The organism is Actinomadura parmotrematis (genome assembly GCF_019458805.1).
Lineage (GTDB): Bacteria > Actinomycetota > Actinomycetes > Streptosporangiales > Streptosporangiaceae > Spirillospora > Spirillospora parmotrematis.
This window is the reverse complement of record NZ_JAIBOA010000016.1, coordinates 1-25,121: the sequence shown is the minus strand read 5'-3', so window position 1 is coordinate 25,121 and position 25,121 is coordinate 1. Positions and strand designations below refer to the sequence as shown.

The following is a 25,121-nucleotide window of genomic DNA, read 5'->3' as shown; positions in this document are numbered from 1 at the left end:
CTGCCGATAATGGGCGTTGAGGACGCTCTGCGAACTGGTCGTCTCTGGCACGGCGGCACCTCGGCGGGGGGAGGGAGCGGACGGGACCGTCTAGGGCTCCGATGATTGCGCGACTTCTCCCGGCGCGGGCGGGAAATGCGGCAACCCCCCGCCGAGGCATTCCGGCGAATGCCTTTTTATCCAGCCATTCCGATACCCCCGGGCGTCCTTTCCGCGCGCCCCGTCAGCGGGCCCGGACGGTCGGCAGCACCGCCTGGCGCGGCCGCGTCCGCGGGTCGGGCGCGGTCGCCACCAGGAGCCGCTTCGCCACCTTCGGCCTGCGCACCTGGCCGCCCGCGGCGGGCTCCAGGCCGCGCCCGGAGGCGGCGAGGTAGTACCAGCGGCCCGCCGGGGAGCGCCACCAGGTGCCCGCGACGGGCCGCCGGTCGTCGCAGCCGCCGGTGGCGAGGCGGCCCGCGCCGGTGAGCAGGGACGACTGGGTGGCGGTGCCGCCGCCCGCGAAGGTGGTGCGGGTGCAGACCCAGTCGGCGCCCTTGCCGCCGTGCGGCAGCCGCCCCGTCCAGAAGTCCCAGGCCATGGCCTCGACGACGGGCCGGCCGGGCTGCGGCATGAGGCAGCCGAGCCGGTCCCACAGCCGGCGCCCGGCGGCGGGCAGCACGCCGGGCCGGGCGCTGTCGGCGGGCTCGCCGGCGGGGGCCCGGTGGTCGGGCGAGTGGTAGGCCAGGACGGCCGGGCGGGGACCGCCGAGGTCGCCGATCGTGCGGGCGCCGCCGGTGCCCTTGAGGTCCAGCAGCGGGCCGCGGCGGCAGGGCGTCGCCGGGACGACCGGCGCGGTGACGCCGCCGGCGACGCGGACCGGGCGGCCGCCGGGACGCGCCGCCGAAGCGTCCCAGGGGGCCAGCAGGTAGCGGCCGCCGCCGAGCGCGACCGGCGCGTCGGCGCCCGCGCCCGCCGCGGTGACCCGCAGGGACGCGGGGGCGCCGCCGAAGCGGGCGATGCGGTCGCCGTCGCGCAGCACCGCGACCGGCGCCCCGGCGACGCGGCCCGCGTACAGCAGCTGCACGCGGTCGCCCTGGCGGGGGCGGAGGGCGGGGGCGGCCTCGCCCCAGGCGTCCAGGGCGGCGGTGGTGAAGGCGCGGTCGGCGGCGAGGTCGCCGCGCGCGGGCCAGTCGTCCAGGCTGTGCGCGCCGTGCCGCCAGGCGCCAGGCGCGGCCGTGGCGAGGCGCAGGTCCACGGCCGAGGCGGCGCGGCCGCCGCCGAGCAGCGTCTCGCCGCTCTCGGTGACGACGAGCGCGCCGACCAGCGCGGCGGTGAGCAGGCCCGCGGCGGCCATCGGGATCGGGGAGCGGCGCCGGACGGGGCGCAGCTGGGCCGGGTCGAACGGCTCGGGCAGGCGGACCGGCGTCGCCGGCAGCGCCTCGGCGGCCTCGATGGCGGGCCAGGGCGCGCGGACGCCGAGCCCGGCGAGCTGGTCGCGCACCAGGTAGCGGGGCATCCCGGCGATGCGCAGCAGCGCGTAGGCGGCGCGCTCGTCCGGGGCCAGCGGCGCGAGCGCCGCGGTGAGCGCGGCGTCGGGCAGCCCGGCGGGCAGCGCCCGCAGCCACGGCCCGAGGCCGGCCCGCAGGCGGCGCGGGGGCCGCATCGCCTTGCGGAGGACCTTGGCGCGGCGGCGCTCGTCGCCGCCGAAGCGCGTGCCGTGGGCGCCGTCCACGATGCGCCGGGCGGTCGCCAGCCGGACGCGGCGCGGCCCCTCGCCCGGAAGGACGAAGTACGCCAGCCAGACCAGGTCGCAGTAATGCGCCGCCACCACGGGCCTGGTCATCACCTTTTCCGGCATCGTGCCCCACTCCCCCACCCTTTTCGGTCCCTGTTGCGGACCCGAGATTAGGCAGCGTGAACGGCGACCGGCGCCCAATTGGAAGAACGATTAACGCGGGCGGGCGGCATCTCCCGATATCCGGTTAAAGTCCCGGTGGAACCGCGACCCGTGACGTGAACGTGCCATGGAATCCCATGGGGATGTGATGGCGCAGCCGCACCGCCGCGAGCGGCTCGGCCTCGACGTCGCGGGCGTCCAGCACGAGCAGCCGCGAGCGGTGCTCGTGCGGGTCGTGGGCGAGGGTCAGCAGCCAGCCGTCGCCCTCGGGCGCGTCCGGGGCGCGCGGCACGAACACCGGCTCGCCGAAGCCGTGGCCGGGCGGCAGCGTGTGCACCTTGCGCTCACCCGTGCGGTGGTCGAGGTGGTGGACGCCGGTGCCGTCCGGTGTGCGCCCGGCGAACCAGGTGTGCCGGTGCGGGCGCCCGGCGTACCGGACGTCGGCGTGCGGCAGCTCCATGGGACCGCCCGCCACCTCCTCCCCCGTCACCTTGCCGGTGGGTCCGATGCGGTAGCGCATCAGGCCGCAGCCCCAGGGGAAGTCGTCGGTGCGGAAGTCGCGGAAGGCGGTGGTCACCCGGTCCCAGTCGGCGAACCGCACGAACTCCACGACGGTGTCGGTGCCGTCCTCGAAGGCGTTGACCAGGTGGAAGCCGAGGAGCGCCGCGTGCTCGACGACGCGGGCGCGGCCGCCGTAGCGCGGCACGAGCGCGAAGCAGGTCGGCCGGTGCGGCTCGTAGGACAGCGCCTCGGCGACGGAGCCGGTGCCGAGCAGGATCTTCCCGGCCTTGGGGACCACCGGGTTCACCACGAACACCAGGTGGCGCCGGGTGAGCGCGAAGTCGTGGTTCCACGGGGTGTACGGCAGCCGCAGGCGCGGCAGGTGGTGCAGGTTCCCGCGGGTGTCGACCCGGTAGCAGCGCAGGCCGCCGGGCCGGGTGAGGTCCATCCCGAAGTTGAACAGCTCGCCGGTGTCGGGGCAGCGCGAGGGGTGCGCCGAGAACGCCGACACCGGGCGCAGCCGGCCGCCGAAGGAGTGCTCGCCGAGCGTCTCCAGGCTGTCGGGGTCGAGCCGGAACGGGCGGCCGCCCTCCCACAGGGCGAGCAGGTGCCCGGCGTGCAGGACGACGCCGGTGTTGGCGACGTTGGCGGGCGGCCGCAGCGCGTTGGCGAGCGCGCCGCCCGGCCGCTGCGTCCCGAGCCCGCGCAGGACCGCGCGGCCGTGCCGCTGCCCGAGGCGGTAGTGGCGGGTGCGCACGTACCGGTTGCGGTAGCGCACCCGCCCGCCGGCGAAGGAGAACATCGACAGCATCCCGTCGCCGTCGAAGATGTGGTCGAGCAGGGTCTCGCCGACCTGCCAGCGGCCCGGTCCGTTGCGGTACAGCGTGCCGGTGAGGCCGTCCGGCAGGGCGCCGTCGATCTCGGTGACCGCGTAGTCGTGCTCGGTGTCCAGCGACTCGTACACCAGGTGCCCCATGCCCCGCAGCGTCGCACGCGGCCACCCGTAGTGCAATGCCTAACGACTACCGGCCGCCGAGGGGGAGGTCGAGGGTCGAGGGCGCCTGGACGGTGAGGGTGGAGCCGGGCACGTCGGCGTCGCCGTACAGGGGGTCCTTGGTGTCGACGACGAGCATCAGCCGGTGCCCGGCCGGGACGTCGAAGGCCGTGGCCTCCAGCTCGACGGGCACCCGCTGGGGCTTGCCGGGGACGGCGCGCAGGAGCGACGTCGCCTCGTGGGTGATGAGGCGGCCCTGCCCCTTGGCGTCCACGTCGTACAGGTAGGACACCAGCGTGCCGGTCTTCGCGGAGGCGGTGACGGTCAGGTCCAGCTTGGGGACGCCGCGCAGCCGCTTGGCGGCGGTGAGCACGGGGGTGCTCCACACGCCGGCCGCCGAGCGGGAGATCTTCGCGGTGTCGGTGGCGTTCGGCACGCCGAAGGTCTGCAGGCCGCCGCTCAGCAGGACGACGCCCGCGGTCGCGCCGCTGTCGCGCCCGGCGGGCAGCGCCTTGCGCCAGCCGGCGGGGCGGACGGCACCGAGCGTCCCGTCTCCGGCCAGCCCGTACCGCACGGAGCCGGTGGTCATGGACGCGGTGTCGCGGTAGGTCTCGACCTTGCGCGACCAGGCGGTCTCGGAGGAGACGGCGGGCTCGCGGTCGATGCCGTTGGCGGCGCCGGTCAGGTAGTGGTCGAACCAGCGGTGCGCGTCGTCCCAGGTGCGGCTCGGGACGCCGAGGACGCCGGTGAGGTGGGCGGTCGCGTGGTCGCCGATGGACAGGTCCAGGCGCTTCGGCCCGGTCAGCCCGGCGAAATGGCGGATCACCTGGTTGGGCGGGAACAGCGTCTCGCCGTAGGCGTTGGAGATCATCACCGGCACCCGGCGGGCGTTCAGCCGCGCCCGGTAGGTCGCCGGGGACCGCACCGCGCCCCATTTGATCAGGTTCGGCACGTTCCGGTTCGCGCCGAAGTCGTTGATGATCGTGTCGGTGGCGGGGCTGAGCCGCCCGGTCAGCCGCCCGCTGATCGCCAGCAGCGCGTAGGCGCTCATGTGCCGGGTCTCCCCGGCGTAGAGCGACTGCACGAGGTCGCCCCAGGTGTCCATGGCGACGACGGCCGCGACCCGGTCGTCGTGCGCGGCGACCATCTGGCTGATGCCGCTGCCGTAGCTGATGCCGGCGAACCCGATGCGCTCGACGTCCACGGGGGTGTGGGCGATCAGCCAGTCGATGGCCTTGGACCCGTCGGCCCAGTCGTCGGGGCCGGCCACGTCGATGCCGCCGCCGGAGTTGTAGAAGCCGCGCGCGGTGTAGGAGAGGACGATGTAGCCCTTCTCGGCGAACTTGGCGGCCTGCGCGATGTACTCGTGGTCCTCCAGCGTCCAGCTGGAGACGAACACGATCGCCGGGTGCGGGCCCTTGCCGCGCGGCACGAACACGTTGCCGTCGAGGGTGACGCCGCCGGTGCTCGGGACGAACACCTCGCGGTAGTCGTAGGCGCCGGCGGCCTGGCGCGCCGCGGCGGCGGGCGCGGCGGGCACGGCGCTCGCGGGCGCCGCCGCCAGCGCCGTAGCGCCGACGGCCCCGGCCAGCGCGAGCGCGGCGGCAGTCTTGGACGTGGACGCCTTGTACGTGGACACGCGGTATCTCCCAGGGCTCACGGGCGCCGGCCGGCCGCAAGTGCGCACTGACCGTTCTAGAACGGCGTTCAGTGTGACAGAGGGGGTTCCCTGTGTCACGGTGACGGGCGTCACGGCCCGGCCGCACGGGTCGATCGCCCCGGTTTCCCCGGTCGAACGCGAAGACCGTCCGGGACGTCCTAATCTGTGACATCGCGACGAGGGAATCCGGGGTGCACGTGATCACCGCAAGCAGCACGACGATGCTCGACCGCCTGACCGGCACCCAGCCGGCCCCGCCCTGGTGGCTGGTCGTGCTCGTGGCGGCGCTCGCCCTCGGCACCGTCCTGCACTCGCGCACCTGGCGCCTGGCCCGCAACGTCGTGACGATCGCGCACGAGGGCGGGCACGCGCTCGTCGCGCTGCTCACCGGCCGCAAGCTGGACGGGATCAAGCTGCACTCCGACACCTCCGGCGTGACGGTCTCGCGCGGCAAGCCGCACGGGCCCGGCATGGTCCTCACCGCGCTCGCCGGGTACGTGACGCCGCCGCTGCTCGGCCTGCTGTTCGCGGCGCTGCTCGCCGCGGGCCGCATCACCCTCATGCTCTGGCTGTCGCTGGCGCTGCTCGGCGCCATCCTCGTCATGATCCGCAACGTGTACGGGGCGCTGTCGGTGCTCGCCACCGGCGCGGTCGTGCTCGCGGTGTCCTGGCTCGCCGGCCCGAACCTGCAGGCGGTGTTCGCCTACCTCGCCGCCTGGTTCCTGCTGTTCGCCGGCGCCCGGCCGGTGATCGAGCTGCAGCGCACCCGCAAGCAGCAGATGCGGGCGCGGTCGATGTACCTGTCCTCGGACGCCGACCAGCTCGCGCACCTGACCGGCGTCCCCGGCCTGGCCTGGGTGTCGCTGTTCTTCGCCGTCGCGCTCGGCGCCCTGCTCGCCGGCGGGCTGCTGCTGGCCCCCGACACCTCCTCGATCACCCTGCTGTAGCCGCCGCGGCCGGGCCCGCGGGCACTTCTTGACCGGGTCCGGGATGTTTCGCGACGCGCTCCCGGGCAGACCTGCGGGGTGCCACAGGATCTTCAAGGAGGGCGGCCGATGACCGGCGCCGACGGCGTCCGGGTGTCCGCGCCCCAGCTCATCGTGATCTTCGGGGCGACCGGGGACCTGGCCCGCCGCATGCTCTTCCCCGGCCTGTACCGGCTCGCGCGCGCCGGGATGATGCCGGCGGACTTCCGCGTCATCGGCTCGGGCCGCCGCTCCCCCGGGACCGACGAGGAGTTCCGCGAGCGGATCGCCGGCGGCGTCCGCGAGTTCGCCGCCGACCACTACGACGACGACGCCTGGCGCGACTTCGCCGGGCGCCTGTCCTTCACCCCCTCCTCCGCCGACGACGGCGCGGACCTCGCCGAAGCCGTCCGCGAGGCCCGCGAGGAGCTCGGCGAGGGCACCCGCACCCTGCTGTACCTGTCGGTCCCGCCGAACGCCGCCCAGGCCATGATCGGGATGCTGGACGCGACCGGCCTCGCCGCGGACGCCGCCCTGGTCATGGAGAAGCCGTTCGGCGAGGACCTGGCGAGCGCCCGCGAGCTGGACGCCGCCGTCGCCCGCGCCGTCCCCGAGGAGCGGGTGTTCCGCATCGACCACTTCCTCGGCAAGGAGGCCGTCCGCAACCTGCTGGTGCTGCGGTTCGCCAACGGCCTGCTGGAGACCGTCTGGAACCGCGACCACATCGCCTACGTGCAGATCGACGTGCCCGAGGAGATCGACATCCAGGGCCGGGCGTCGTTCATGGAGTCCACCGGCACCTTCCGCGACATGGTGTCCACGCACCTGTCGCAGATCCTGGGCTTCGTCGCGCTGGAGCCGCCGGTCCGCATCACCGCCGAGGACCTGCGCGCCGAGAAGCTGAAGGTGTACCGGGCGCTGCGCCCGATCGACCCCGCCGACGTGGTGTTCGGCCAGTACGAGGGCTACCGCGAAGAGGACGGCGTCGCCGCTGACTCCCAGGTCGAGACGTTCGTGGCGCTGCGCGCGTGGGTGGACAACTGGCGCTGGCAGGGCGTGCCGTTCCTGCTGCGCACCGGCAAGGCGATGGCCGCGACCGGGCACCGGGTGACGATCGGGTTCCGGCGGCCGCCGTCCGCGCTGTTCGGCGCGGGCGTCTTCGACGGCGACGCGCGCCCCGACGAGCTGGTCGTCGAGCTCGGCGACCGGCCCGAGCTCAGCCTCGACATCCGCGTCAAGGAGGCGGGCGCGGGCCTCCGCCTGCACCGCCGCGGCCTCCGCTACGCCCCGTCGGAGGACGGCGCCGCCGACGCCTACGAGAAGCTGCTGCTGGACGCGATGCGCGGCGACCAGACGCTGTTCACCGGCGCCGCCGAGATCGAGCGCCTGTGGGAGGTGTGCGAGCCGGTCTTGCAGGACCGTCCCGCGACCCGCGCCTACCCGAAGGGGTCGTGGGGGCCGGAGGAGGCGCTCCGGCTGGCCGGCCCGCGCGGCTGGGCGCTCGCCGACGGCGACGGGGACTGAGGGGGCCGGGAAGGCGCCCGGGGATGTCGTAGGCGGCCGCTAGTTTCGTCCCTGTGAGCGATCGATGGGATCGGGAGCACGTGCTCGGGCTCGCGCCCGACGCCGCCTCGGCCAAGGCCGGGACGGGCGTGGCCAAACCCGCCAAATGGAGCGGCCTCGGCTGCGGCGCCGGAGCCGTGTGGGGCGAGTGCCAGGGCAGCGGCAAGAGCGCCTACCGGGCGGCCGCCGACCTCGGCGAGCCGGCGTTCCGGTGCTCGTGCCCGAGCCGCAAGTTCCCCTGCAAGCACGTGCTCGGCCTGCTCCTGCTGTGGAGCGACGGCGCCGCCGCCGCGGGCGAGCCGCCCGCCTGGGTCGCCGGGTGGCTCGCCGAGCGGGCCGAGCGGGCCGGCAGGGCGCAGGCCAGGAAGGCCGTCACGGCCGCCAGGGCCCGCGACCCGAAGACGGCCGCGGCCCGCGAGGAGCAGGTCGCCGCGGGCGTCGCCGACCTCGACCGGTGGCTGGCCGACCAGGTCGCGCACGGCCTCGCGCAGGCCGAGAAGGCCCCCTACCGGCTGTGGGACGACGCGGCCCGCCGCCTGGTGGACGCCAAGGCCGGCGCGCTCGCCGGGCAGGTGCGGGCGCTGGCGTCGGTGCCGCGGCGGCCCGGCTGGCCCGGCCTGCTGCTGGAGGAGTACGCGCTGCTGCGGCTGCTGGTCCGCGCCCACGCCGCCGAGGGGCTGTCCGCTCCGCTGCGCGAGACGGTCCGCGCCCGCATCGGCTTCACCGTCGTGCAGGAGGACGTCCTGGCGTCGGGCGAGCGCGTCCGCGACCGCTGGTGCGTCGTCGGCTCCCGCGACCTCGCCCAGGAGCAGCTCACCACGCGCCGCGTCTGGCTGCGGAGCCGCTCGGGGCGCTCGGCGCTGGTGCTGTCGTTCGCCGCGCCCGGCCGCCCGCTGGACGTCTCCCTCGCCGTCGGCACCGAGATCGACGCCGAGCTGGCCTTCTACCCCGGCGCCCGGCCGCTGCGGGCGCTGGTCGCCGAGCGGCACGGCCCGGCCGTCGCGGCCGTCCCGGACGGCACCGGCGTGGCCGCGCTGCTGGACGAGTTCGCCGCGGCCGTCGCCGCCGACCCGTGGCTGGACCGCTGGCCCGCCGTCCTCGCCGGCGTGCGGCTCGCCCGCGACGGCGCGGGCCTCTGGGCCGTCGACGCGGCGGGCGCGGCGGTGCCGCTGCGCACCGGCGACCCGTGGCGGCTGCTCGCCGTCGCGGGCGGCGACGCCGTCACCGTGGCGGGCGAGTGGTCGGGGCGGCGTCTGCGCGCCCTCGCCGGCTGGCACCCCGAGGAGGGAGTGGTGATCCTGTGAGCGACTGGGACGAGCACGTCAGCGCCGCGCTGCTCGGCACCGAGCGGCGGGCCGTGCCGCCGCTGCCGGGCGCCCCGCCGCCGGACGGCGACGCCGCCGGGCGGCTGCTGGACCAGGCCGCCGTCCTCGCCGTCCGCCGCCGCGCCGGCCTCCGGCCGCCCGCCACGGCGGCCGAGCCGGTCGCCCCGGCGCCCCCCGAGGAGGCCCCGGCGGTGCCGCCGGCGGCGGCCGCGCGCCTGGCCCGCATCCTGGCGGGCGAGCAGGCCCGGATGCTCGGCGAGTGGCTGGACGCCGCCGCCGCGCGCGGCCTGCGCGTCCCCGCCCGGCTGCTGCCCGACCTGCTGGAGAAGGGCCGCGCCGACCGCGGCCTGCGCCCCTCGATCGCCGGCGCCGCCGGGCGCCGCGGCGTGTGGCTGGCGCTGCAGAACACCGACTGGGCCTACCTCGTCGGCTCCGGCGACGACCCGGGCGGCGGCGCCGAGGTCTGGGAGACCGGCACCCGCAACCAGCGCGTCGCCCACCTCAGCGCGCTGCGCGGCACCGACCCCGGCGCGGCCCGCGCGGCGCTCGCGTCCACCTGGCCCACCGAGGCCGCGCCCGACCGGGCCGCGTTCCTGGCGACCTTCGCGCACGGCCTGTCGGCGGGCGACGAGGAGTTCCTGGAGGCCGCCCTGGAGGACCGCGGCAAGGACGTCCGGCAGACCGCCTCCGACCTGCTGGCCCGGCTGCCCGGTTCGGCCTACGGCGCGCGGATGGCGGCGCGCGCCCGCGCCTGCCTGCGCGCCGAGCGGCGCACCGTCCGGCGGCGCCGCCAGACGTGGCTGGTGGTCGAGCCGCCGCACGCCCACGACGACGGCCTCGCCCGCGACGGCGTCCCCTTCCACCCGAGCGGCTCGTTCGCGCCCGGCGGGCGCGGCCCGGTCGGCACCCGCGCCGCCTGGCTGCGCGAGATCCTCGCCCGCACCCCGCTGGCCACCTGGACCGAGGCGTTCGGCCTGCCGCCCGTCGAGATCGTCTGCCTGCCCGTCGCCGAGGCCGCCGATACCGGCGGCACCGGCGACGCCGGCGCCCAGGACGAGCCGGACGGGCGCGGCACCCGCGACGTCCACATCGGCTGGGCGCGCGCCGCGCTGCGCCAGCGCGACGTGGCGTGGGCGCGGGCGCTGCTGAAGGGCGGCGCCATGGTCGACGAGCCCGAGGCCCTCGCCGACCTGCTCGCCGTGCTGCCGCCCGGCGAGCGCGACGAGGCCGCCGCGGGCCTCGTCCGCTGGGTGGCGGGGCAGCCCGACCTCGTGCGCGTCCTGGAGCGGGTGCCCGCCCCCTGGGACGGCGCGCTCGCCGAGGCCGTCGCCGGCGTCCTGGACGCCGCCGCCGAACGCGCCGGGCAGCGCCACGAGTACGTCCTCACCCAGCTCGCCCGGCTCGCCGAGCAGCGCCTGTCGCCCGCCGTGCTGCCCCGGCTGGACGCGCTCGCCGCCCGGCACGCCCGCGCCCCCGACGAGCCGGGCCGCGCGGCCGCCGCGCTCGTCCTCACCGGCCTGACCGACACCCTGCGCTTCCGCACCGAGATGATCAAGGAGCTCGTCCCGTGACCGACGACGCCGTCCTGCGCCCGCACGCCGAGCAGCAGTACGCCGGGGAGCTCGCCCGGCTCGCCGAGCACGACGACCGTCCCCGCCCGCCCGGCTGGCGCCTGTCGCCGTGGGCGGTGACCACCTACCTGCTCGGCGGCGACCTGCCCGACGGGACGCCGGTCAGCCCCAAGTACGTCGGCCCGCGGCGGCTCATGGAGGTCGCCGTCGCCACCCTGGCCACCGACCGGGCGCTGCTGCTCATCGGCGTCCCCGGCACCGCCAAGACGTGGGTGTCGGAGCACCTGGCGGCCGCCGTCAGCGGCGACTCCACGCTGCTGGTGCAGGGCACCGCGGGCACCGCCGAGGAGGCCGTCCGCTACGGCTGGAACTACGCCCGGCTGCTCGCCGAGGGCCCCTCGGCCGAGGCGCTGGTCGAGAGCCCGCTCATGCGCGCGATGCGGACCGGCGCGGTCGCCCGCATCGAGGAGCTGACCCGCATGCCGAGCGACGTGCAGGACACCCTCATCACCATCCTGTCGGAGAAGACGCTGCCGGTCCCGGAGCTCAACACCGAGGTGCAGGCCCGCAAGGGCTTCACGGTGATCGCGACGGCCAACGACCGCGACCGCGGCGTCAACGAGCTGTCGAGCGCGCTGCGGCGCCGCTTCAACACCGTCGTGCTGCCGCTGCCCGACTCGGTCGACGACGAGGTCCAGATCGTGGCGCGGCGCGTCGCCCAGCTCGGCACCGCGCTGGAGCTGCCCGAGGCGCCGGCCGGGCTCGCCGAGATCCGCCGCGTCGTCACGGTGTTCCGGGAGCTGCGCGGGGGCCTGTCCAGCGACGGCCGCACCAAGCTGAAGTCGCCGAGCGGCACGCTCTCCACCGCCGAGGCCATCTCGGTGGTGACGAGCGGCCTCGCGCTCGCCGCGCACTTCGGCGACGGCGTGCTGCGCGCCCCCGACGTCGCCGCCGGCATCGTCGGCGCCGTCGTGCAGGACCCGGTGTCGGACCGCGTCGTCTGGCAGGAGTACCTGGAGACCGTCGTGCGCGAGCGCCCCGAGTGGCGCGACTTCTACCGGGCCTGCCGGGAGGTGTCTTGACGGCGCGCGTCGAGGTCTACGGGATCCGCCACCACGGTCCCGGCTCGGCGCGCGCGGTGCGGGCCGCGCTCGCCGAGTTCAAACCGGACGCCGTCCTCATCGAGGGACCGCCCGAGGCCGACGGGCTGGTGGAGCTCGCCGCCGACCCCGGCATGGTCCCGCCCGTCGCGCTGCTCGCCTACACCCCCGGCGAGAGCGGCAAGGAGGACGGCCGCAAGGCCGCGTTCTGGCCGTTCGCCGAGTTCAGCCCCGAGTGGCAGGCGATCCGGCACGCCCTGGACACCGGCGCCGAGGTCCGCTTCTGCGACCTGCCCGCCGCCCACCAGTTCGCGGACGCCGGCGAGGAAGAGCCCGAGGGCGAGGAGGACGTCACCGAGGACCTGCGCCTCGACCCGCTCGGCACCCTCGCCGAGGCCGCCGGCTACGACGACGCCGAGCGCTGGTGGGACGACGTCGTCGAGCACCGCGACGGCGGCCCGGCGCCGTTCCCGGCGATCGCCGAGGCGATGGCCGAGCTGCGCGAGCGCCTTCCCCTGGACGCCCTGCCCGCCGCCTACCGGCTCCGCGAGGAGCGGCGCGAGGCGTACATGCGCCGCACCCTGCGGCGCGCGCTGCGCGACGGCTTCGAGCGGATCGCGGTCGTCTGCGGCGCCTGGCACGTCCCGGCCGTGCGGGCCGCCGCGCCGGGCGCCCCCGGCGCCCGCGTCCCCGCCGCCCAGGACGACAAGACGCTGCGCGGCCTGCCGAAGGCCAAGGTCGCCGCGACGTGGGTGCCGTGGACGCACGGCCGCCTGGCGGGCCGCTCCGGCTACGGCGCGGGCGTCCGCTCCCCCGGCTGGTACCACCACCTGTTCACCGCGCCCGACCGGCCGGTCGAGCGGTGGCTGACCGAGGCGGCGCGGGTGCTGCGCGGCGACGACCTGCACGTGTCGTCGGCGCACGTGATCGAGGCGGTCCGGCTCGCCGAGGCCCTCGCGGTGCTGCGCGGCCGCCCGCTCGCCGGGCTCGACGAGGTCACCGAGGCGACCCGGGCGGTGCTCTGCGAGGGCGCCGACCTGCCCGTCCGCATGATCGAGGAGCGGATGGTCGTCGGGGAGCGGCTCGGCGAGGTCCCCGCCGCCACCCCGATGGTGCCGCTCCAGCGCGACGTGCAGGCCGAGCAGCGGCGGCTCCGGCTGAAGCCGGCCGCGCTCGGCAAGGAGATCGAGCTCGACCTGCGCAAGGCCACCGACCTCGATCGCAGCCGCCTGCTGCACCGGCTGCGCCTGCTCGGCGTGCCGTGGGGCGTGCCGGCGGGCGAGGGCCGCTCCAAGGGCACCTTCAAGGAGACCTGGACGCTGATGTGGCGCCCGGAGCTCGACGTCGAGCTGATCGAGGCGGGCGCCTGGGGCACCACCGTGCGCGCCGCCGCGACCGCCCGCGCCGCCGCCCTCGCCGCCGGCGCGACCGCGCTGCCCGAGCTCACCGCGCTCGCCGAGCGGTGCCTGCTCGCCGACCTCGGCGACGCGCTCCCGGCCGTCATGCGCGCCCTGGCCGACCGCGCCGCCGTCGACGCCGACGCCGCCCACCTCATGGCGGCGCTGCCCGCCCTGGTGCGGGCGCTCCGCTACGGCGACGTGCGCGGCACGGCGACCGGGCCGCTCCGCGAGGTCGTGGACGGCCTCGCGGTGCGCGTCTGCGTCGGCCTGCCCACGGCGGTCACCGGCCTCGACGACGACGCCGCCCGCGCCCTGCTGGAACGCGTCGACGACGTCCACGGCGCCCTGTCGCTGCTCGGTGACGAGGCGCACCTGGAGCGGTGGCGCGCCACGCTCGCCGCCCTCATCGACCGCCCCGACCTGCACGGCCTGCTCGACGGCCGCCTCACCCGGCTGCTGCTGGACGCGGGCCGCCTGCCGGACGTCGCCGACCGCATGGCGCGCGCGGTGTCGGTCGGCGCCGCACCATCTCGCGCCGCCGCCTGGGTGGAGGGGTTCCTGTCGGGCGGCGGGCTGCTGCTGATCCACGACGAGGCGCTGCTGCGCCTGGTCGACGCCTGGATCGCGGGCCTGCCGCCGGACTCCTTCACCGACGTGCTGCCGCTGCTGCGCCGCACCTTCGGCGCCTACGGCTCGGCCGAGCGCCGCACCATCGGCGAGCGCGCCCGCCACCTCGGCGCGGCCTCCCCCGCCGCCCCCGGCGGGGACGGCGACGACGACATCGACCCCGGCCGCGCGGCGCCCGCCGCCGCGACGGCCCTCCGCATCCTCGGCTGGGAGGTCCCGGCATGACCGACGCGACCGACACGAGCACGGGCACGGGCACGGGCGGCGGCGCGGACGAGCGGCTGCGCCGCTGGCGCCTCGTCCTCGGCGGCGGTCCCGCCGACGGCACCGGCGCCGCCCTCGCCGGCGACGACGCCCGCATGGACGCCGCCCTCGACCGGCTCTACGGCGCCAAGGGCGCCCAGGGCGGCCGCCCGGGACGCCGGTCGGGCGGCCTCGGCGACTCCGCGCCGACGGTGGCGCGCTGGCTCGGCGACATCCGCGCCTACTTCCCCTCCAGCGTCGTGCAGGTGATGCAGAAGGACGCCATCGAGCGCCTCGACCTCACCCGGCTGCTGATGGAGCCGGAGATGCTGGACGCCGTCGAGCCCGACGTGCACCTGGTCGGCACGCTGCTGTCGCTGAACCGCGTCATGCCCGACCGGGCCCGCGCGTCGGCGCGCGCCGTCGTCGCCAAGGTCGTCGCCGAGCTGGAGCGGCGCCTCGCCCAGCGCACCCGGTCGGCGGTCGGCGGCGCCCTGGACCGCTCGGCGCGGGTGCTGCGGCCGCGCCGCCTCGCCGACGTCGACTGGGACCGCACGATCCGCGCGAACCTGCGGCACTACCTGCCCGACCACCGCACGCTCGTGCCCGAGCGGCTCGTCGGGTACGGGCGGCGGCAGCAGGCGGTGAAGCGCGACGTGGTGCTCTGCATCGACCAGAGCGGGTCGATGGCGGCGTCGGTGGTGTTCGCCGGGGTGTTCGGGGCGGTGCTCGCCTCGATGCGGTCGCTGCGCACCTCCCTGGTGGTGTTCGACACCGCCGTCGTCGACCTCACCGACCGGCTCCACGACCCGGTGGAGGTGCTGTTCGGCACCCAGCTCGGCGGCGGCACCGACATCAACCGGGCGATCGCCTACTGCCAGGGCCTGGTCACCCGCCCCGCCGACACCATCATGGTGCTGATCAGCGACCTGTACGAGGGCGGCGTCCGCGACGAGATGCTGCGCCGCGTCGCGCAGCTCACCGACGCGGGCGTGCAGGTCGTCGTGCTGCTGGCGCTGTCGGACGAGGGCGCGCCCGCCTACGACCACGAGAACGCGGCGGCGCTCGCCGCGCTCGGCGTCCCGGCGTTCGCGTGCACGCCGGACGCGTTCCCCGACCTGATGGCGGCGGCGATCGAGCGCCGCGACCTGAACGAGTGGGCCGAGCGCAACCTGTGACCGTCCCGCCGCCCGCCGCCCCGGCCCGTCAGCGGGGGCGGCGGGCGGCGACGGCGACGCCGCGCGCCAGCAGCACCACCACGGCCGCGGTGAGGGCGGCGTACCCGGCCATCACCGCGGTCGTGACGCCGACGGCCGAGCTCCACGCGCCCCACAGCGCGACCCGCGCGACGCGCGACGCCGCGGCCGTCCAGACGGCGGCGCGGCTCCCGCGCCAGCCGAGGACGACGGCGGCCAGGGTGACGACGGCGACGGCGGTGAACGCCGCGCTGGCCTCCACCAGCGCCCGCGAGCGGTCGCCCTCGGGCGGGTAGACGATGATCAGCGCGGTGGTGGCGACGTCCAGGACCGCGAGCAGCCCGGCGAGCACCAGCCCGGCGACCAGCGACGGCCCGCGCCTCCCCCGGCGCGGCGCCGGGGGAGGCGGCGCGGGCTGCGGCTCGGGTCGCGTCCCGCCGATCTCGGTAGCGACGTAGGGCACGCCGGTCATGACATAGGACTCGGTCGCCGGTCCCGGTCCCGCCTCCGGCACTGCGACCGCCGGCCCGCCCCCGCCCCCGCCGCCCGTGCCGCCGAGGATGCGCAGCAGCGCCTGCTCGGCCGTCGGCCGGTCCGCCGGGTCCTTGGCCAGGCAGCGTCCGGCGATCTCGGCGACGGGCAGCGGCAGCGGCCCGAGGTCGGGCTCGTGGTGCAGGACCCGGTGGAACACCGCGGGCATGGACGGCGCGGCGAAGGCGTCCCGGCCGGTCGCGGCGAACAGCATCGTCGCGGCCCAGGCGAACAGGTCGGCCGCGGGCCCGATCTCGCCGCCGCGGAACTGCTCGGGCGCCATGTAGACGGGCGTGCCGACGACGTGGCCGGTCAGCGTGGCGCCGGTGTCGAGGGCGCGGGCGATGCCGAAGTCGATGACGCGCGGCCCGTCCGGCCCGACCAGCACGTTCTGCGGCTTGAAGTCGCGGTGCACGATCCCGGCGCGGTGGATCGCGGTGAGCGCGGTCAGGGTGCTGATGGCGAGCCGGTCGAGGTCGGCGCCGCGGCGCGGCCCGGCGGCGCGCACCAGCTCGCGGAGCGAGGGTCCGGGCACGTACTCGCTGACGATGTAGGGCTGGTCGCCGGCCATGTCGGCGGCGAGCACCCGCGCGGTGCAGAACCCGGCGACGCGCTGGAGCAGCGCCAGCTCGCGGACGAACCGGGCGCGGGCCTGCGGGTCGCCGAGCAGCCGGGCGTGCAGCAGCTTCACCGCCGCGGGCGGGCCGCCGGCCGCGGGGCGGGCGAGGAAGACCACGCCCTGGCCGCCGTCGCCGAGCCGCCCGAGCAGCGCGTAACCGCCGAGGCTGCGGGGGTCGCCGGGGCCGAGCGGGTGCGGATCGGTCATGCGTCATCCCTCACGCGAAGGCGGGGTCGCGGATATTTCCGACCATCCGCCGTGCACAAACCGGGGAGCGGCGGCATCCAAGAGTATAAGTAACGGTCATCCCAGCGGGAGAGGGACAATGCGCGCCACATCGAGCCGAAACAGGCGGGCGACGCTGCCGCTGGCCGCGGCCCTGCTCGTCCTCGCCCCCGCTGCGGGGGCGTGCGACGGATCGGGCACCGCCGCGGCCATCACCCGGCTCACCGTCGGCGACCCGGGCCCGGACGCGTTCGCGCCGGTCCCGCAGAGCGACACCACGCAGCTCGTGCGGGCCGCCAAGACGGGCGGCACGAAGCCCGCCGACACGCCCGGCCTGTACGGCGGCACCCGGCAGGCGTCCCGCTGCGACGCGGTGAAGATCGCGACGTTCCTGCGGGCGAACCCCGCCAAGGCCCGCGCCTGGGCGGCGGCCGAGGGCATCACCCCCGACCGGATCGACGCCTTCCTCGCCGGCCTCACCCCGGTGCTGCTGCGCAGCGACACCCTGGTGACCAACCACGGCTACGCCGACGGCAAGGCGACGGGGCACACCGCCGTCCTCCAGGCGGGCATGGGGGTGCTCATCGACCGGTACGGGGCGCCGGTCGTCAAGTGCAACTGCGGCAACCCGCTGACCGCGCCGCCCGCCAAGGTCTCCACCGAGCACGCCCGTTACACGGGCACGGCGTGGCCGGGGTTCAGCGACCGCGCGGTCACCCGGATCGCGCCGCGCGCGCCGGAGAAGGGCGCCGTCACCTCGTTCGTCCTCGTGGACCCCGGCGCCACCAGCGGGTTCGAGCGGCCGGCCGCGACGACCGGCGCCCAGGACGGGCCGCCGGTCCCGGTGCCGCCGACCGCCACCGTCGAGGGCCAGGGCACCGGGACGGCGACGCCGGCGCCCGGCGACAGCGGCTCCCCGGCGCCCGGCGACGGCGGCGCGACCCCGTCCGGCAGCGGCCCCGCGGTCGCCCCCGGCGACAGCGCCACGCCCGGCCCCGGCACCACCGGTCCGGCCTACCCGGGCGGGACGCCCACCGCCGAGCCCGGCACCGGCCAGGACACCGGGGGGCAGGAGCCGGGCGGCGACCCGACCGCGCCGGCGGTGTCCCTGGCCCCCGAGGGCACGCCCGGGAGCGCCTCCGCCCCCGGCCCGGAGCCGGAGCCCCCCGTCGCGTCGTGATCGGCGTGCGCTACGGTTGCTCATATGAGCAGTGCTTCAGATGTGGTGGCCGCGGACGGGTGCGCGGTGCGGGTCGTCGATCCGGAGAAGGTCGCCCTGGTGCGGGCGGCGCTCCCGGGCGGTGCCGCGATCGGCGAGCTGGCGCAGGTCTTCGGCCTGCTCGCCGACCCGGGCCGGCTGCGGGTGATCAGCGCGCTGCTGGAGGGCGGCGAGATGTGCGTCTGCGATATCGCCGCGTCCTGCGGGCACTCGGAGTCCTCGGTCTCGCACACGCTGCGGCTGCTGCGGGCGAGCCGGGTCGTGCGGGTGCGCCGGTCGGGCCGGATGGCCTACTACCGGCTCGCCGACTCCCACGTCAGGATGCTGCTCGACCTCGCCCTCGTGCACATCGGCCACCGCGAGGAGGGCGCATGAGCGCCGGCCACGGGCACGGTCATGGCCATGGCCACGGGATGTCGGCCGACTCCGACAAGCGGTTCCTGACGGCGGCGCTGGCGCTGATCCTGGCGTTCATGATCGGCGAGGTGGTCGTCGGGTTCCTCGCCGCCTCCCTCGCCCTGATGTCGGACGCCGCGCACATGCTCACCGACGCCGTCGCGATCGGCCTCGCCCTCGTCGCGATGCGCATCGCCGCGCGCCCGCCCAAGGGCGGCTTCACCTACGGGCTGCGCCGCGCCGAGATCCTGTCCGCGCAGCTCAACGGCCTGACGCTGCTGCTGCTCGCCGCCTACTTCGTCTTCGACGGCGCGCAGCGCCTGGTCGACCCGCCGGCGGTGGACGGGCGGCTGGTGTTCTTCACCTCGCTCGCCGGGATCGCCGTCAACATCGGCGCGACCTGGCTGATCAGCCGCGCGAACCGCAGCAGCCTGAACGTCGAGGGCGCCTTCCAGCACATCCTGAACGACCTGTACGCCTTCATCTCCACCACGATCGCGGGCCTGGTGGTGTGGACGACCGGGTTCGCCCGCGCCGACGCGCTCGCCTCGCTGGTGGTGGCGGCGCTCATGCTGAAGGCCGGGTACGGGCTGCTGCGCGACGCCGGGCGCGTGCTGATGGAGGCCGCGCCCGCGGGCCTGGACCCCGGCGAGCTCGGCGAGCGCCTCGCCGCGCAGCCGCGCGTCCGCGAGGTCCACGACCTGCACGTCTGGGAGGTCAGCTCGGGCTACCCGGCGCTGTCGGCGCACGTGCTGGTCGAGCCCAAGGGCGACTGCCACGCCGTCCGCCGCGACCTGCAGGCGCTGCTGCGGTCCTCCTACGGTATCACCCACACCACGCTGGAGGTCGACCACGTGGACGACCGCTTCCACTGCGAGGACCCGCACGGCCCCCGCCACGTCGCCGATCCCGAGGAGCCGCCCGAGCACGCCGGCCTCCCCTCCTGCGAGCACTAGCGGTTCAGGCGGGCGCCCCGATCCCCAGGAGCCGGGCGGGGGCGTTCCAGCAGACCTCGCGCAGCCAGTCGTCGCCGAGGTCCAGGGCCGCCAGGGAGTCGAGCTGATGCCCGTAGCCGTAGGGGATGTTGGGGAAGTCGGTGCCGAACAGGACGCGCCCGCCCAGGCCCAGGTCGCGCAGCCGCGGCAGCAGGGCGGGCGGGAAGTCGCCGAGGGCGCGGGCGAAGTCGGTGAACGCCATCGTCGTGTCCAGGTGGACGCGCTCGTAACGCTCGGCGAGCGCGAAGAACCCCTCGTACTCGGGGGCGCCCAGGTGCGCGATCACGGCGGTGAGCCGGGGGTGGCGGGCGAGGACGGCGCCGAACGGCCCGGGCCCGGTGAAGCCGTGGGCGACCGGCCCGGACCCGGCGTGCACGACGACGGGCGTCCCGGCGTCGGCGAGCGCGCCCCACGCCTCGTCCAGCTCGGGGGCGCGCGGGTCGAACCCGCCGACCTGCAGGTGCACCTTGAACAGACGCGCGCCGCCGTCCAGGGCGTCGCGGACGACGCCGGCCGCGCCGGGCTCGGCGTGGAGCGTCGCGGTCTGCACGCAGTCGGGCACCCGGCCGGCGAAGCCGGCCGCCCAGGCGTTGAGGGACGCGGCCATGCCGGGCTTGTGCGGGTAGAGCAGCGAGGTGAAGGCCCGCACGCCCATGGCGCGCAGCAGCGCGATCCGCTCGTCCTCGGGCAGCTTGTAGCGGATCGGCCAGGTCCCGCCGACGAGCGGGCCGGCCTGGTCGAAGTACGCCCACACCGCGGCCATGAGGCGCTCGGGCATGAAGTGCGTGTGCACGTCGATGAGCCCGGGCAGCCCGAGGCCCGTCCAGAACGCGCGGACAGAATCGGATTCGGTCACCTGTGGACCCTAGAGGCCCGCCGCCGCCCCGTCCACCAGCAGCGGCAGCGCGGCGGCCAGCTCGCGCCGCCAGTAGGGCCAGCCCCCGGTGCCCGCGTAGAAGTGCCGGGTGGCCGGGACGCCCAGCCGGGCCAGCTTGCCGGTGAAGTCGGCGCTGCCCGCGCGGGCGAGCGCCTCGACCACGTCGGGTCCGGCGGCCGGACGCGGGTCCAGGGGGCCGGGCCCGCCGTCGCCGGCGCTCACGTACACCCGGACGCCGGCGAGCCGGTCGGCGAGCTCGTGCGGGTCGTGCTGGCGCCACAGCACCCGCTGCCCGCGCGGGTCGCCCCACACGTCCGTCCAGTCGGCGCCCGCGCCGCCGACGAGGACGGCGAGCTCGACGAGGTCGGCGGCGTCCAGCCCGGCCGGGTCCTCGCGCAGCAGGTGCGGGTGGCCGCTGAAGCACGCCGCCGCCTCGAACAGGCCGCGGTGGCGGGCGGCGTAGGCCAGCGCGCCGAGCCCGCCGAGGCCGGCGCCCGCGACGGCCCGCCGCGCCCCGGCCCCGTACCCGCGCTCCAGGATCTGCCGCAGCTCGACCAGGTGGAAGGTCTCCCAGCACGGCGGCCCGCCGCTCCCGTGGTTCCACCAGTCGGTGTAGAGCGCGCACGGCCCGCCGTCCGGCATCGCCACGATCACGTCCCGGCCGGCGGTCAGCGCCGCGATGTCGGTGCGGTCGGTCCACGCCGCGGGGCCGTCGCCCGCGCCGTGCAGCAGCCAGAGCACCGGCCACGTCCGCCCCGCCTCCCGCGACCAGCCCGGCGGCAGCAGCAGCCGCACGTGCGCGGGTACCGGCAGGACCGGCGAGCGGACCGTCAGGTCCAGGACGCGGTGGCCGCGCCGGCGCTCGCCGACCACCTCCGCGCCGTCATCGGCCCCCGACCCCGGCGCGACCGGCCGGCCGCCCGGCGCGAGGGTGGCCCACACCCCGACGGCCCCCACGGCGAGCCCCGCTCCGAGCCATCCCCGTCGCCCCATCGTCACGCTCCGGAATCCCGCCCCCGGCCTTTCCAGGAATGTGCCCGTTTTCCCAGATGTTTCAACGCAGAGTGATCGGTTTATAAAATATCGCCGTCCGGACTCCGGCCGGTGCCGCCGAGTACAGTGGCGGTCTAGGGAGGGGAGCGGAACCGTCGCCATGAGGAGCAAGCCCGAGCTGCAGGCCACGATCAGGGAGCCCGGCGCCGGCCGCGCCGTCCTGGTCGTCAACGCCCGGTCCCGGCGGGGACGGCGCCTCCTGCCCGAGGCTCGGCGCCTGATGCGCGAGGCCGGCCTGGAGTTCGCCGAGGTCCACCCCGTCACCGACCCGACGCGGCTCGGCGCGCTGTTCGAGCGCGTCCTCGCCTCCTCCCCCGACCTGGTCGTCGTGGGCGGCGGCGACGGTACCATCGCCGAGGCCGTCAGCCACCTGGCCCACCACGACGTGGCGCTCGGCGTGCTGCCGTTCGGCACCACCAACAACTTCGCGCGCAGCCTGGAACTGCCGCTGGACCTGCCCGGCGCCGTCCGCATCCTCGCCGAGGGCAAGGTCGCCGACGTCGACGTCGGCTGGTTCCAGTCCACCGGCGACCCGCAGGGCGAGCAGGGCGAGGACGAGCACATCTTCGCCAACATGGTGAGCCTCGGCCTGTCGGTGCAGGTCGCCGAGCACGTCCCGCACGGCCTGAAGCGCGTCCTCGGCCGGCCCGCCTACGCCCTCACCGCCGCGCGGCTGCTGCCCCGCCACCAGCCGTTCACCGCCACCATCACCGTGGACGGCGAGGAGCAGACCGTCACCACCCACCAGCTCAACATCGCCAACGGCGCGCACCACAGCGGGCAGCGCATCGCCCGCGACGCCAGCCCCGACGACCGCCTCCTCGCGGTCTACCGGCTCGGCGACGGGCGGCGCCTCCGCCTCGCCGGCGCCACCCTGCGGCACGTGCTGACCGGCCAGTGGCGGTCGCTGTCGGAGGACGCCTTCCTCACCACCGGCGAGGTCCGCGTCAGCACCGACCCGCCGCTCGCGGTCGACGTGGACGGCGAGATCCGCGGCCGCACCCCCGTCACGATCCGGCTGCACGGCAACGCCCTGCGGGTGATCGTCCCGGAGTCGTTCCTGGACACCTGACGCGCCCCGCCGGGCGCGGCGGGGCCGCGCCGCCGGGGCCCGCCCGGGTGCCGGTGGGGCGAGCGGCCGCGGCGGCGCGGCCTCTCCGGTGCGCGACCCGACGCGCCCTGTCCGCGGACGGGTCAGCTGCGGACGGCGTCGCCGCTTGCGTCGACGACGTACCACTGCGCACCGAAGTCCTGGAGCATCGCGCCCGACGCCGCGCCGGGCATGGCGTCGCGGGCGAACCGGTAGAGGGGATGCCCGGCGTAGGCGACCTGCCGCCCGCCGCCCGCCGCGGCGACGGTGCCGAGCAGGCCGGCGCGCACGCCGCCCTCCCCCGCCCGCGGCGCCCCCTCGGTGAGCACCGGCGGCCAGCGCGCGGCGCACGCGCCGGTGCAGGTGGGCCGCCCGTCGTCGCCGGCGAACAGGTACAGGGTGCGGCCCGCGCCGTCCTTCAGCCCGCGCCCGCCGGTGGTGTCGCCGAGGTTCACCGTGACCGGCCCCGACGTCGGCAGCGGCGCCAGCGTCTTGCCGGGGGTGTCCATGTCCACCGTGCTCGAGCAGCCGGCGGCGCCGATCAGGAGCGCCGCCGCGACCAGTGCCTTGCCCATCGCGACCTCCAGGCCCCCCGGTAAGAACGACGCCCGCCCCGCCCGTCCGGTTCACACCGCCGCGTCCCGGGCAGGCAAGGGACCATGAGCGCCGACGCCCTGACCGGACTGGACCCCTTCGACATCCTCGACAGCGAGGCGGCGCGCCTGGACGCCCACTTCGCCGGCCTCACCGACGCCGGATGGGCGGCGCCGTCGCGCTGCGCGGGCTGGTCGGTCCGCGACGTCCTCGGCCACCTGGCGGGCGAGGAGCTCTACAACCACGCCGTCCTCGACGGCACCCTCGACGACCTGTCCGCGCGGCTGGAACGCGAGGGCGTCAAGGGCCTCGACGGCTTCAACGACTGGACCGTCCGCGAGCGCCGCGACCGCCCCCTCGCCGCCGTCCTCGAAGAGTGGCGCGAGCGCAGCGCCGAGACGCGCGAGCGCATGCGCGAGCTCGGGCCGGACGCCTCCCTCACCACCATGGCGGGCCCCTACCCCAACCGTCTCCAGGCCTTCCACTACTGCAGCGAGTACGCCACGCACGCCGACGACGTCGGCGCCCTCGTCGACCCCGGCGAACAGCCCGGCCGCGCCGCCTGGCGCGCCCGCGTCGGCGTCTTCGCGCTCGCCGAGGCCGACGCCCCCGTCGACGTCACCGCTACCCCCACCGGCTACCGCGTCCGGATGGGCGACCACGAGGCCGACCTCACCGCCGCCGAACTCGCCGACGCCACCACGAACCGCCTCCCGGCCGACCACCCGCTGCACCGCGACCTCCGCGAGGCTCTCGTCTGCCTGGCCTGACCCGCCGCGTCGCCAGGTCCTCCCCGGCCGGCTCCAGCCTCATCGCGCCCCGGCGTTCCCGACGGTCCGCACACGCGGGTCGTCGGGGACGCCGAACCCTCCGAGCGGGCAGGAGGGGGCGTAGGCGATGCCCGACGCCTGGAGGCAGACCGTCGCCGAGGGCCGCCGCGCCTCACCGCCCGCGAACTCTCCGGCCCCGCCGCACTCGCCATCGAGACCGCAGCAGCGCCGTCAGTCGATCGACTCATGGAAAATCAACAATCCCGACCTTCACTGGCCGGAGTAGCGCTCCTCTTTCCAGGGGTCGCCGAAGTTGTGATAGCCCGACTGCTCCCAGAACCCGGGACGGTCCGCGTCCGACAGCCACAGCCCGTGGATCCACTTGGCGCTCTTCCACAGGTAGTGGCCGGGCACCAGCATCCGGACCGGCCCGCCGTGCTCGGCGGTGAGCGGCTCACCGTCATAGGCGTACACCAGCCACGCCTTGCCACCGGTGATCTCCGCGACCGGCAGGTTGGTCGCGTAGCCGCCGTAGCTGACGGCGAGCGCGTGCTCAGGGATCTCGCCGGCCTCGGCGAGCAGGACGTCCAGCGACACCCCCGTCCAGGCGGTGTCGAGCTTCGTCCAGTGGGTGACGCAGTGGATGTCCACCACGATGTCCTCGGCGGGCAGCGCCCGCAGCTCGTCCCACGTCCACGACGGCTCCCGGCTCCCGCCGCGGATCTCGAACGACCACCGCTCCGTGTCGATCCGCTGGGTCACCCCGGCCGTCAGCACCGGGAACCCCCGCGCGAGATGCTGCCCCGGCGGCACCCGCTCCGCCTCGTCCGCCCCAGGACGCCCGAAGTGCTGACCGCGAAACCCGCGCGACGTGAACCCCATACCGGAATCCTCCCCCACCGACCTCACGCCGATTCCACCGCCCGGCCGGCGCTAACGTGGGCGCCATGCCGGCCGAGAAGGTACTGCAAGGTGATGCCCACCGCAGGGTGGTGCGGATCGGCGACACGGTCCGCAGACCCGCCCAGCCCTGGACGCCCACCGTCCACGCGCTCCTTCGCCACCTGGCGGACGCCGGCTTCGAGCACGCGCCGCGCCCCCTGGGCATCGACGAGCAGGGACGCGAGGTTCTCACCTACATCGACGGCGACTCCGGACCCGCGGGTTGGGCCAGAGCCGTGGACCGTCAGGGCCTGCGGAACCTCGCCCGTCTCTTGCGCGACTACCACGACGCCGCTCAGGACTTCACCCCTCCGCCGGACACCCTCTGGTCCACGGGCACGAGCATCCCGAGCCGCAACGACGTCATCTGCCACGGAGATTTCGGTCCGTGGAACATCGTCTGGCAGGGGATCAGGCCGGTGGGGATCATCGACTGGGACCTCGCCCGTCCCGCACCACGCCTGCACGACGTGGCCTATGCGCTGGAGTACGTCACCCCGTTCCGCGACGATCCCGAGTGCCTGCGCCGGCTCCACTACCCCGCCCCGCCCGATCGCCGCGCACGCCTGGAAGACTTCTGCGCCGCATACGGCCTCGACTCGACCGGGGGAATCGTCGACGCCGTCATCATGCGACAAGAGGAGAACGCCGCTCTGGTCCGCCGCCTGGCCCGGCAAGGAATCGAACCTCAAGCGACCTGGGTCGCCGAAGGTTTTCCGGCCGAACTCGATCGCAGGATCACCTGGAGTAGATCCCATCGGCACCTGTTCGAATGAAACAAGCCCACGA

The 25,121-nt window shown here is 76.2% G+C and carries 21 protein-coding genes; 13 read left to right on the top strand and 8 right to left on the bottom strand.

Annotation, left to right across the window (positions count from 1 at the left end):
- Window positions 1–223 precede the first annotated feature (223 nt).
- The 3 genes from K1Y72_RS23770 to K1Y72_RS23760 all read right to left on the bottom strand — a co-directional run bounded on the left by K1Y72_RS23770 (window position 224) and on the right by K1Y72_RS23760 (window position 5,010).
- Window positions 224–1,822, bottom strand: a complete 1,599-nt coding sequence (locus K1Y72_RS23770) for a hypothetical protein (RefSeq protein WP_220168650.1) — start codon at window positions 1,820–1,822, stop codon at window positions 224–226.
- 139 nt (window positions 1,823–1,961) lie between these two features.
- A complete protein-coding gene (locus K1Y72_RS23765; RefSeq protein ID WP_220168649.1) occupies window positions 1,962–3,353 on the bottom strand; it encodes a carotenoid oxygenase family protein in 1,392 nt (463 codons plus the stop codon).
- A gap of 46 nt (window positions 3,354–3,399) precedes the next feature.
- Window positions 3,400–5,010, bottom strand: a complete 1,611-nt coding sequence (locus K1Y72_RS23760) for a CocE/NonD family hydrolase (protein WP_220168648.1) — start codon at window positions 5,008–5,010, stop codon at window positions 3,400–3,402.
- A gap of 242 nt (window positions 5,011–5,252) precedes the next feature.
- On the opposite strand from K1Y72_RS23760, the gene K1Y72_RS23755 reads away from it, so the two are divergent.
- The 7 genes from K1Y72_RS23755 (at window position 5,253) to K1Y72_RS23725 (ending at window position 15,003) form a co-directional block, all read left to right on the top strand.
- Window positions 5,253–5,978, top strand: a complete 726-nt coding sequence (locus tag K1Y72_RS23755; RefSeq protein ID WP_220168789.1) for a M50 family metallopeptidase — start codon at window positions 5,253–5,255, stop codon at window positions 5,976–5,978.
- Window positions 5,979–6,086: 108 nt separating this feature from the next.
- Window positions 6,087–7,520, top strand: a complete 1,434-nt coding sequence (gene zwf / locus K1Y72_RS23750; RefSeq protein ID WP_220168647.1) for a glucose-6-phosphate dehydrogenase — start codon at window positions 6,087–6,089, stop codon at window positions 7,518–7,520.
- Window positions 7,521–7,573: 53 nt separating this feature from the next.
- Window positions 7,574–8,863 (top strand): SWIM zinc finger family protein, encoded by a 1,290-nt coding sequence (locus tag K1Y72_RS23745; RefSeq protein WP_220168646.1) that lies wholly within the window; start codon window positions 7,574–7,576, stop codon window positions 8,861–8,863.
- Window positions 8,860–10,455 (top strand): DUF5691 domain-containing protein, encoded by a 1,596-nt coding sequence (locus K1Y72_RS23740; protein ID WP_220168645.1) that lies wholly within the window; start codon window positions 8,860–8,862, stop codon window positions 10,453–10,455. Before K1Y72_RS23745 ends, K1Y72_RS23740 begins: the two co-directional genes overlap by 4 nt.
- Window positions 10,452–11,537, top strand: coding sequence for an ATP-binding protein (locus tag K1Y72_RS23735; protein WP_220168644.1), 1,086 nt, complete (start codon window positions 10,452–10,454; stop codon window positions 11,535–11,537). The genes K1Y72_RS23740 and K1Y72_RS23735 overlap by 4 nt, the downstream gene beginning before the upstream one ends.
- Complete coding sequence (locus tag K1Y72_RS23730) at window positions 11,534–13,807, top strand: DUF5682 family protein (protein ID WP_220168643.1); 2,274 nt, start codon at window positions 11,534–11,536, stop codon at window positions 13,805–13,807. The genes K1Y72_RS23735 and K1Y72_RS23730 overlap by 4 nt, the downstream gene beginning before the upstream one ends.
- Window positions 13,804–15,003 (top strand): VWA domain-containing protein, encoded by a 1,200-nt coding sequence (locus K1Y72_RS23725; RefSeq protein WP_220168642.1) that lies wholly within the window; start codon window positions 13,804–13,806, stop codon window positions 15,001–15,003. Before K1Y72_RS23730 ends, K1Y72_RS23725 begins: the two co-directional genes overlap by 4 nt.
- A 28-nt stretch (window positions 15,004–15,031) precedes the next feature.
- Here K1Y72_RS23725 and K1Y72_RS23720 read toward each other — a convergent pair whose 3' ends face one another.
- Entirely contained in the window at window positions 15,032–16,378 is a 1,347-nt protein-coding gene (locus tag K1Y72_RS23720) for a serine/threonine-protein kinase (protein WP_220168641.1), read from the bottom strand.
- Between the two features lie 118 nt (window positions 16,379–16,496).
- Here K1Y72_RS23720 and K1Y72_RS23715 point away from each other — a divergent pair, with 118 nt between their 5' ends.
- From K1Y72_RS23715 to K1Y72_RS23705, 3 genes are read left to right on the top strand one after another with little or no spacing between them, the layout of a single operon-like run.
- A complete protein-coding gene (locus K1Y72_RS23715; RefSeq protein ID WP_220168640.1) occupies window positions 16,497–17,576 on the top strand; it encodes a DUF6777 domain-containing protein in 1,080 nt (359 codons plus the stop codon).
- Window positions 17,577–17,600: 24 nt separating this feature from the next.
- Window positions 17,601–17,990, top strand: coding sequence for an ArsR/SmtB family transcription factor (locus K1Y72_RS23710; protein WP_220168639.1), 390 nt, complete (start codon window positions 17,601–17,603; stop codon window positions 17,988–17,990).
- Window positions 17,987–18,967, top strand: coding sequence for a cation diffusion facilitator family transporter (locus tag K1Y72_RS23705; protein WP_220168638.1), 981 nt, complete (start codon window positions 17,987–17,989; stop codon window positions 18,965–18,967). Before K1Y72_RS23710 ends, K1Y72_RS23705 begins: the two co-directional genes overlap by 4 nt.
- 4 nt (window positions 18,968–18,971) lie before the next feature.
- Here the strand turns inward: K1Y72_RS23705 and K1Y72_RS23700 are convergent, their stop codons facing one another.
- The gene (locus K1Y72_RS23700) at window positions 18,972–19,862 is read right to left on the bottom strand and encodes an amidohydrolase family protein (protein WP_308287200.1); all 891 of its coding nucleotides are present in this window, start codon (window positions 19,860–19,862) and stop codon (window positions 18,972–18,974) included.
- 9 nt (window positions 19,863–19,871) lie between these two features.
- Entirely contained in the window at window positions 19,872–20,876 is a 1,005-nt protein-coding gene (locus tag K1Y72_RS23695) for an alpha/beta hydrolase (protein ID WP_220168637.1), read from the bottom strand.
- Between the two features lie 160 nt (window positions 20,877–21,036).
- On the opposite strand from K1Y72_RS23695, the gene K1Y72_RS23690 reads away from it, so the two are divergent.
- Complete coding sequence (locus tag K1Y72_RS23690; protein ID WP_220168636.1) at window positions 21,037–22,008, top strand: diacylglycerol/lipid kinase family protein; 972 nt, start codon at window positions 21,037–21,039, stop codon at window positions 22,006–22,008.
- 122 nt (window positions 22,009–22,130) lie between these two features.
- Here K1Y72_RS23690 and K1Y72_RS23685 read toward each other — a convergent pair whose 3' ends face one another.
- Window positions 22,131–22,601: a COG4315 family predicted lipoprotein gene (locus K1Y72_RS23685; RefSeq protein WP_220168635.1), complete on the bottom strand. Its 471-nt coding sequence runs from the start codon at window positions 22,599–22,601 to the stop codon at window positions 22,131–22,133.
- Window positions 22,602–22,685: 84 nt separating this feature from the next.
- Between K1Y72_RS23685 and K1Y72_RS23680 the strand changes: the two genes are divergently transcribed.
- Window positions 22,686–23,390 (top strand): maleylpyruvate isomerase family mycothiol-dependent enzyme, encoded by a 705-nt coding sequence (locus K1Y72_RS23680; protein WP_220168634.1) that lies wholly within the window; start codon window positions 22,686–22,688, stop codon window positions 23,388–23,390.
- A gap of 270 nt (window positions 23,391–23,660) precedes the next feature.
- Here the strand turns inward: K1Y72_RS23680 and K1Y72_RS23675 are convergent, their stop codons facing one another.
- A complete protein-coding gene (locus K1Y72_RS23675) occupies window positions 23,661–24,272 on the bottom strand; it encodes a molybdopterin-dependent oxidoreductase (RefSeq protein ID WP_220168633.1) in 612 nt (203 codons plus the stop codon).
- 65 nt (window positions 24,273–24,337) lie between these two features.
- Between K1Y72_RS23675 and K1Y72_RS23670 the strand changes: the two genes are divergently transcribed.
- The gene (locus K1Y72_RS23670; RefSeq protein ID WP_220168632.1) at window positions 24,338–25,108 is read left to right on the top strand and encodes an aminoglycoside phosphotransferase family protein; all 771 of its coding nucleotides are present in this window, start codon (window positions 24,338–24,340) and stop codon (window positions 25,106–25,108) included.
- Window positions 25,109–25,121: the final 13 nt, after the last annotated feature.

Coding starts and splice junctions, on each gene's coding strand:
- K1Y72_RS23770 (WP_220168650.1), bottom strand. CDS start 1,822: ATGACCAGGCCCGTGGTGGCGGCGCATTACTGCGACCTGGTCTGGCTG.
- K1Y72_RS23765 (WP_220168649.1), bottom strand. CDS start 3,353: ATGGGGCACCTGGTGTACGAGTCGCTGGACACCGAGCACGACTACGCG.
- K1Y72_RS23755 (WP_220168789.1), top strand. CDS start 5,253: ATGCTCGACCGCCTGACCGGCACCCAGCCGGCCCCGCCCTGGTGGCTG.
- zwf (WP_220168647.1), top strand. CDS start 6,087: ATGACCGGCGCCGACGGCGTCCGGGTGTCCGCGCCCCAGCTCATCGTG.
- K1Y72_RS23725 (WP_220168642.1), top strand. CDS start 13,804: ATGACCGACGCGACCGACACGAGCACGGGCACGGGCACGGGCGGCGGC.
- K1Y72_RS23720 (WP_220168641.1), bottom strand. CDS start 16,378: ATGACCGATCCGCACCCGCTCGGCCCCGGCGACCCCCGCAGCCTCGGC.
- K1Y72_RS23715 (WP_220168640.1), top strand. CDS start 16,497: ATGCGCGCCACATCGAGCCGAAACAGGCGGGCGACGCTGCCGCTGGCC.
- K1Y72_RS23710 (WP_220168639.1), top strand. CDS start 17,601: ATGAGCAGTGCTTCAGATGTGGTGGCCGCGGACGGGTGCGCGGTGCGG.
- K1Y72_RS23705 (WP_220168638.1), top strand. CDS start 17,987: ATGAGCGCCGGCCACGGGCACGGTCATGGCCATGGCCACGGGATGTCG.
- K1Y72_RS23695 (WP_220168637.1), bottom strand. CDS start 20,876: ATGGGGCGACGGGGATGGCTCGGAGCGGGGCTCGCCGTGGGGGCCGTC.
- K1Y72_RS23690 (WP_220168636.1), top strand. CDS start 21,037: ATGAGGAGCAAGCCCGAGCTGCAGGCCACGATCAGGGAGCCCGGCGCC.
- K1Y72_RS23685 (WP_220168635.1), bottom strand. CDS start 22,601: ATGGGCAAGGCACTGGTCGCGGCGGCGCTCCTGATCGGCGCCGCCGGC.
- K1Y72_RS23680 (WP_220168634.1), top strand. CDS start 22,686: ATGAGCGCCGACGCCCTGACCGGACTGGACCCCTTCGACATCCTCGAC.
- K1Y72_RS23675 (WP_220168633.1), bottom strand. CDS start 24,272: ATGGGGTTCACGTCGCGCGGGTTTCGCGGTCAGCACTTCGGGCGTCCT.
- K1Y72_RS23670 (WP_220168632.1), top strand. CDS start 24,338: ATGCCGGCCGAGAAGGTACTGCAAGGTGATGCCCACCGCAGGGTGGTG.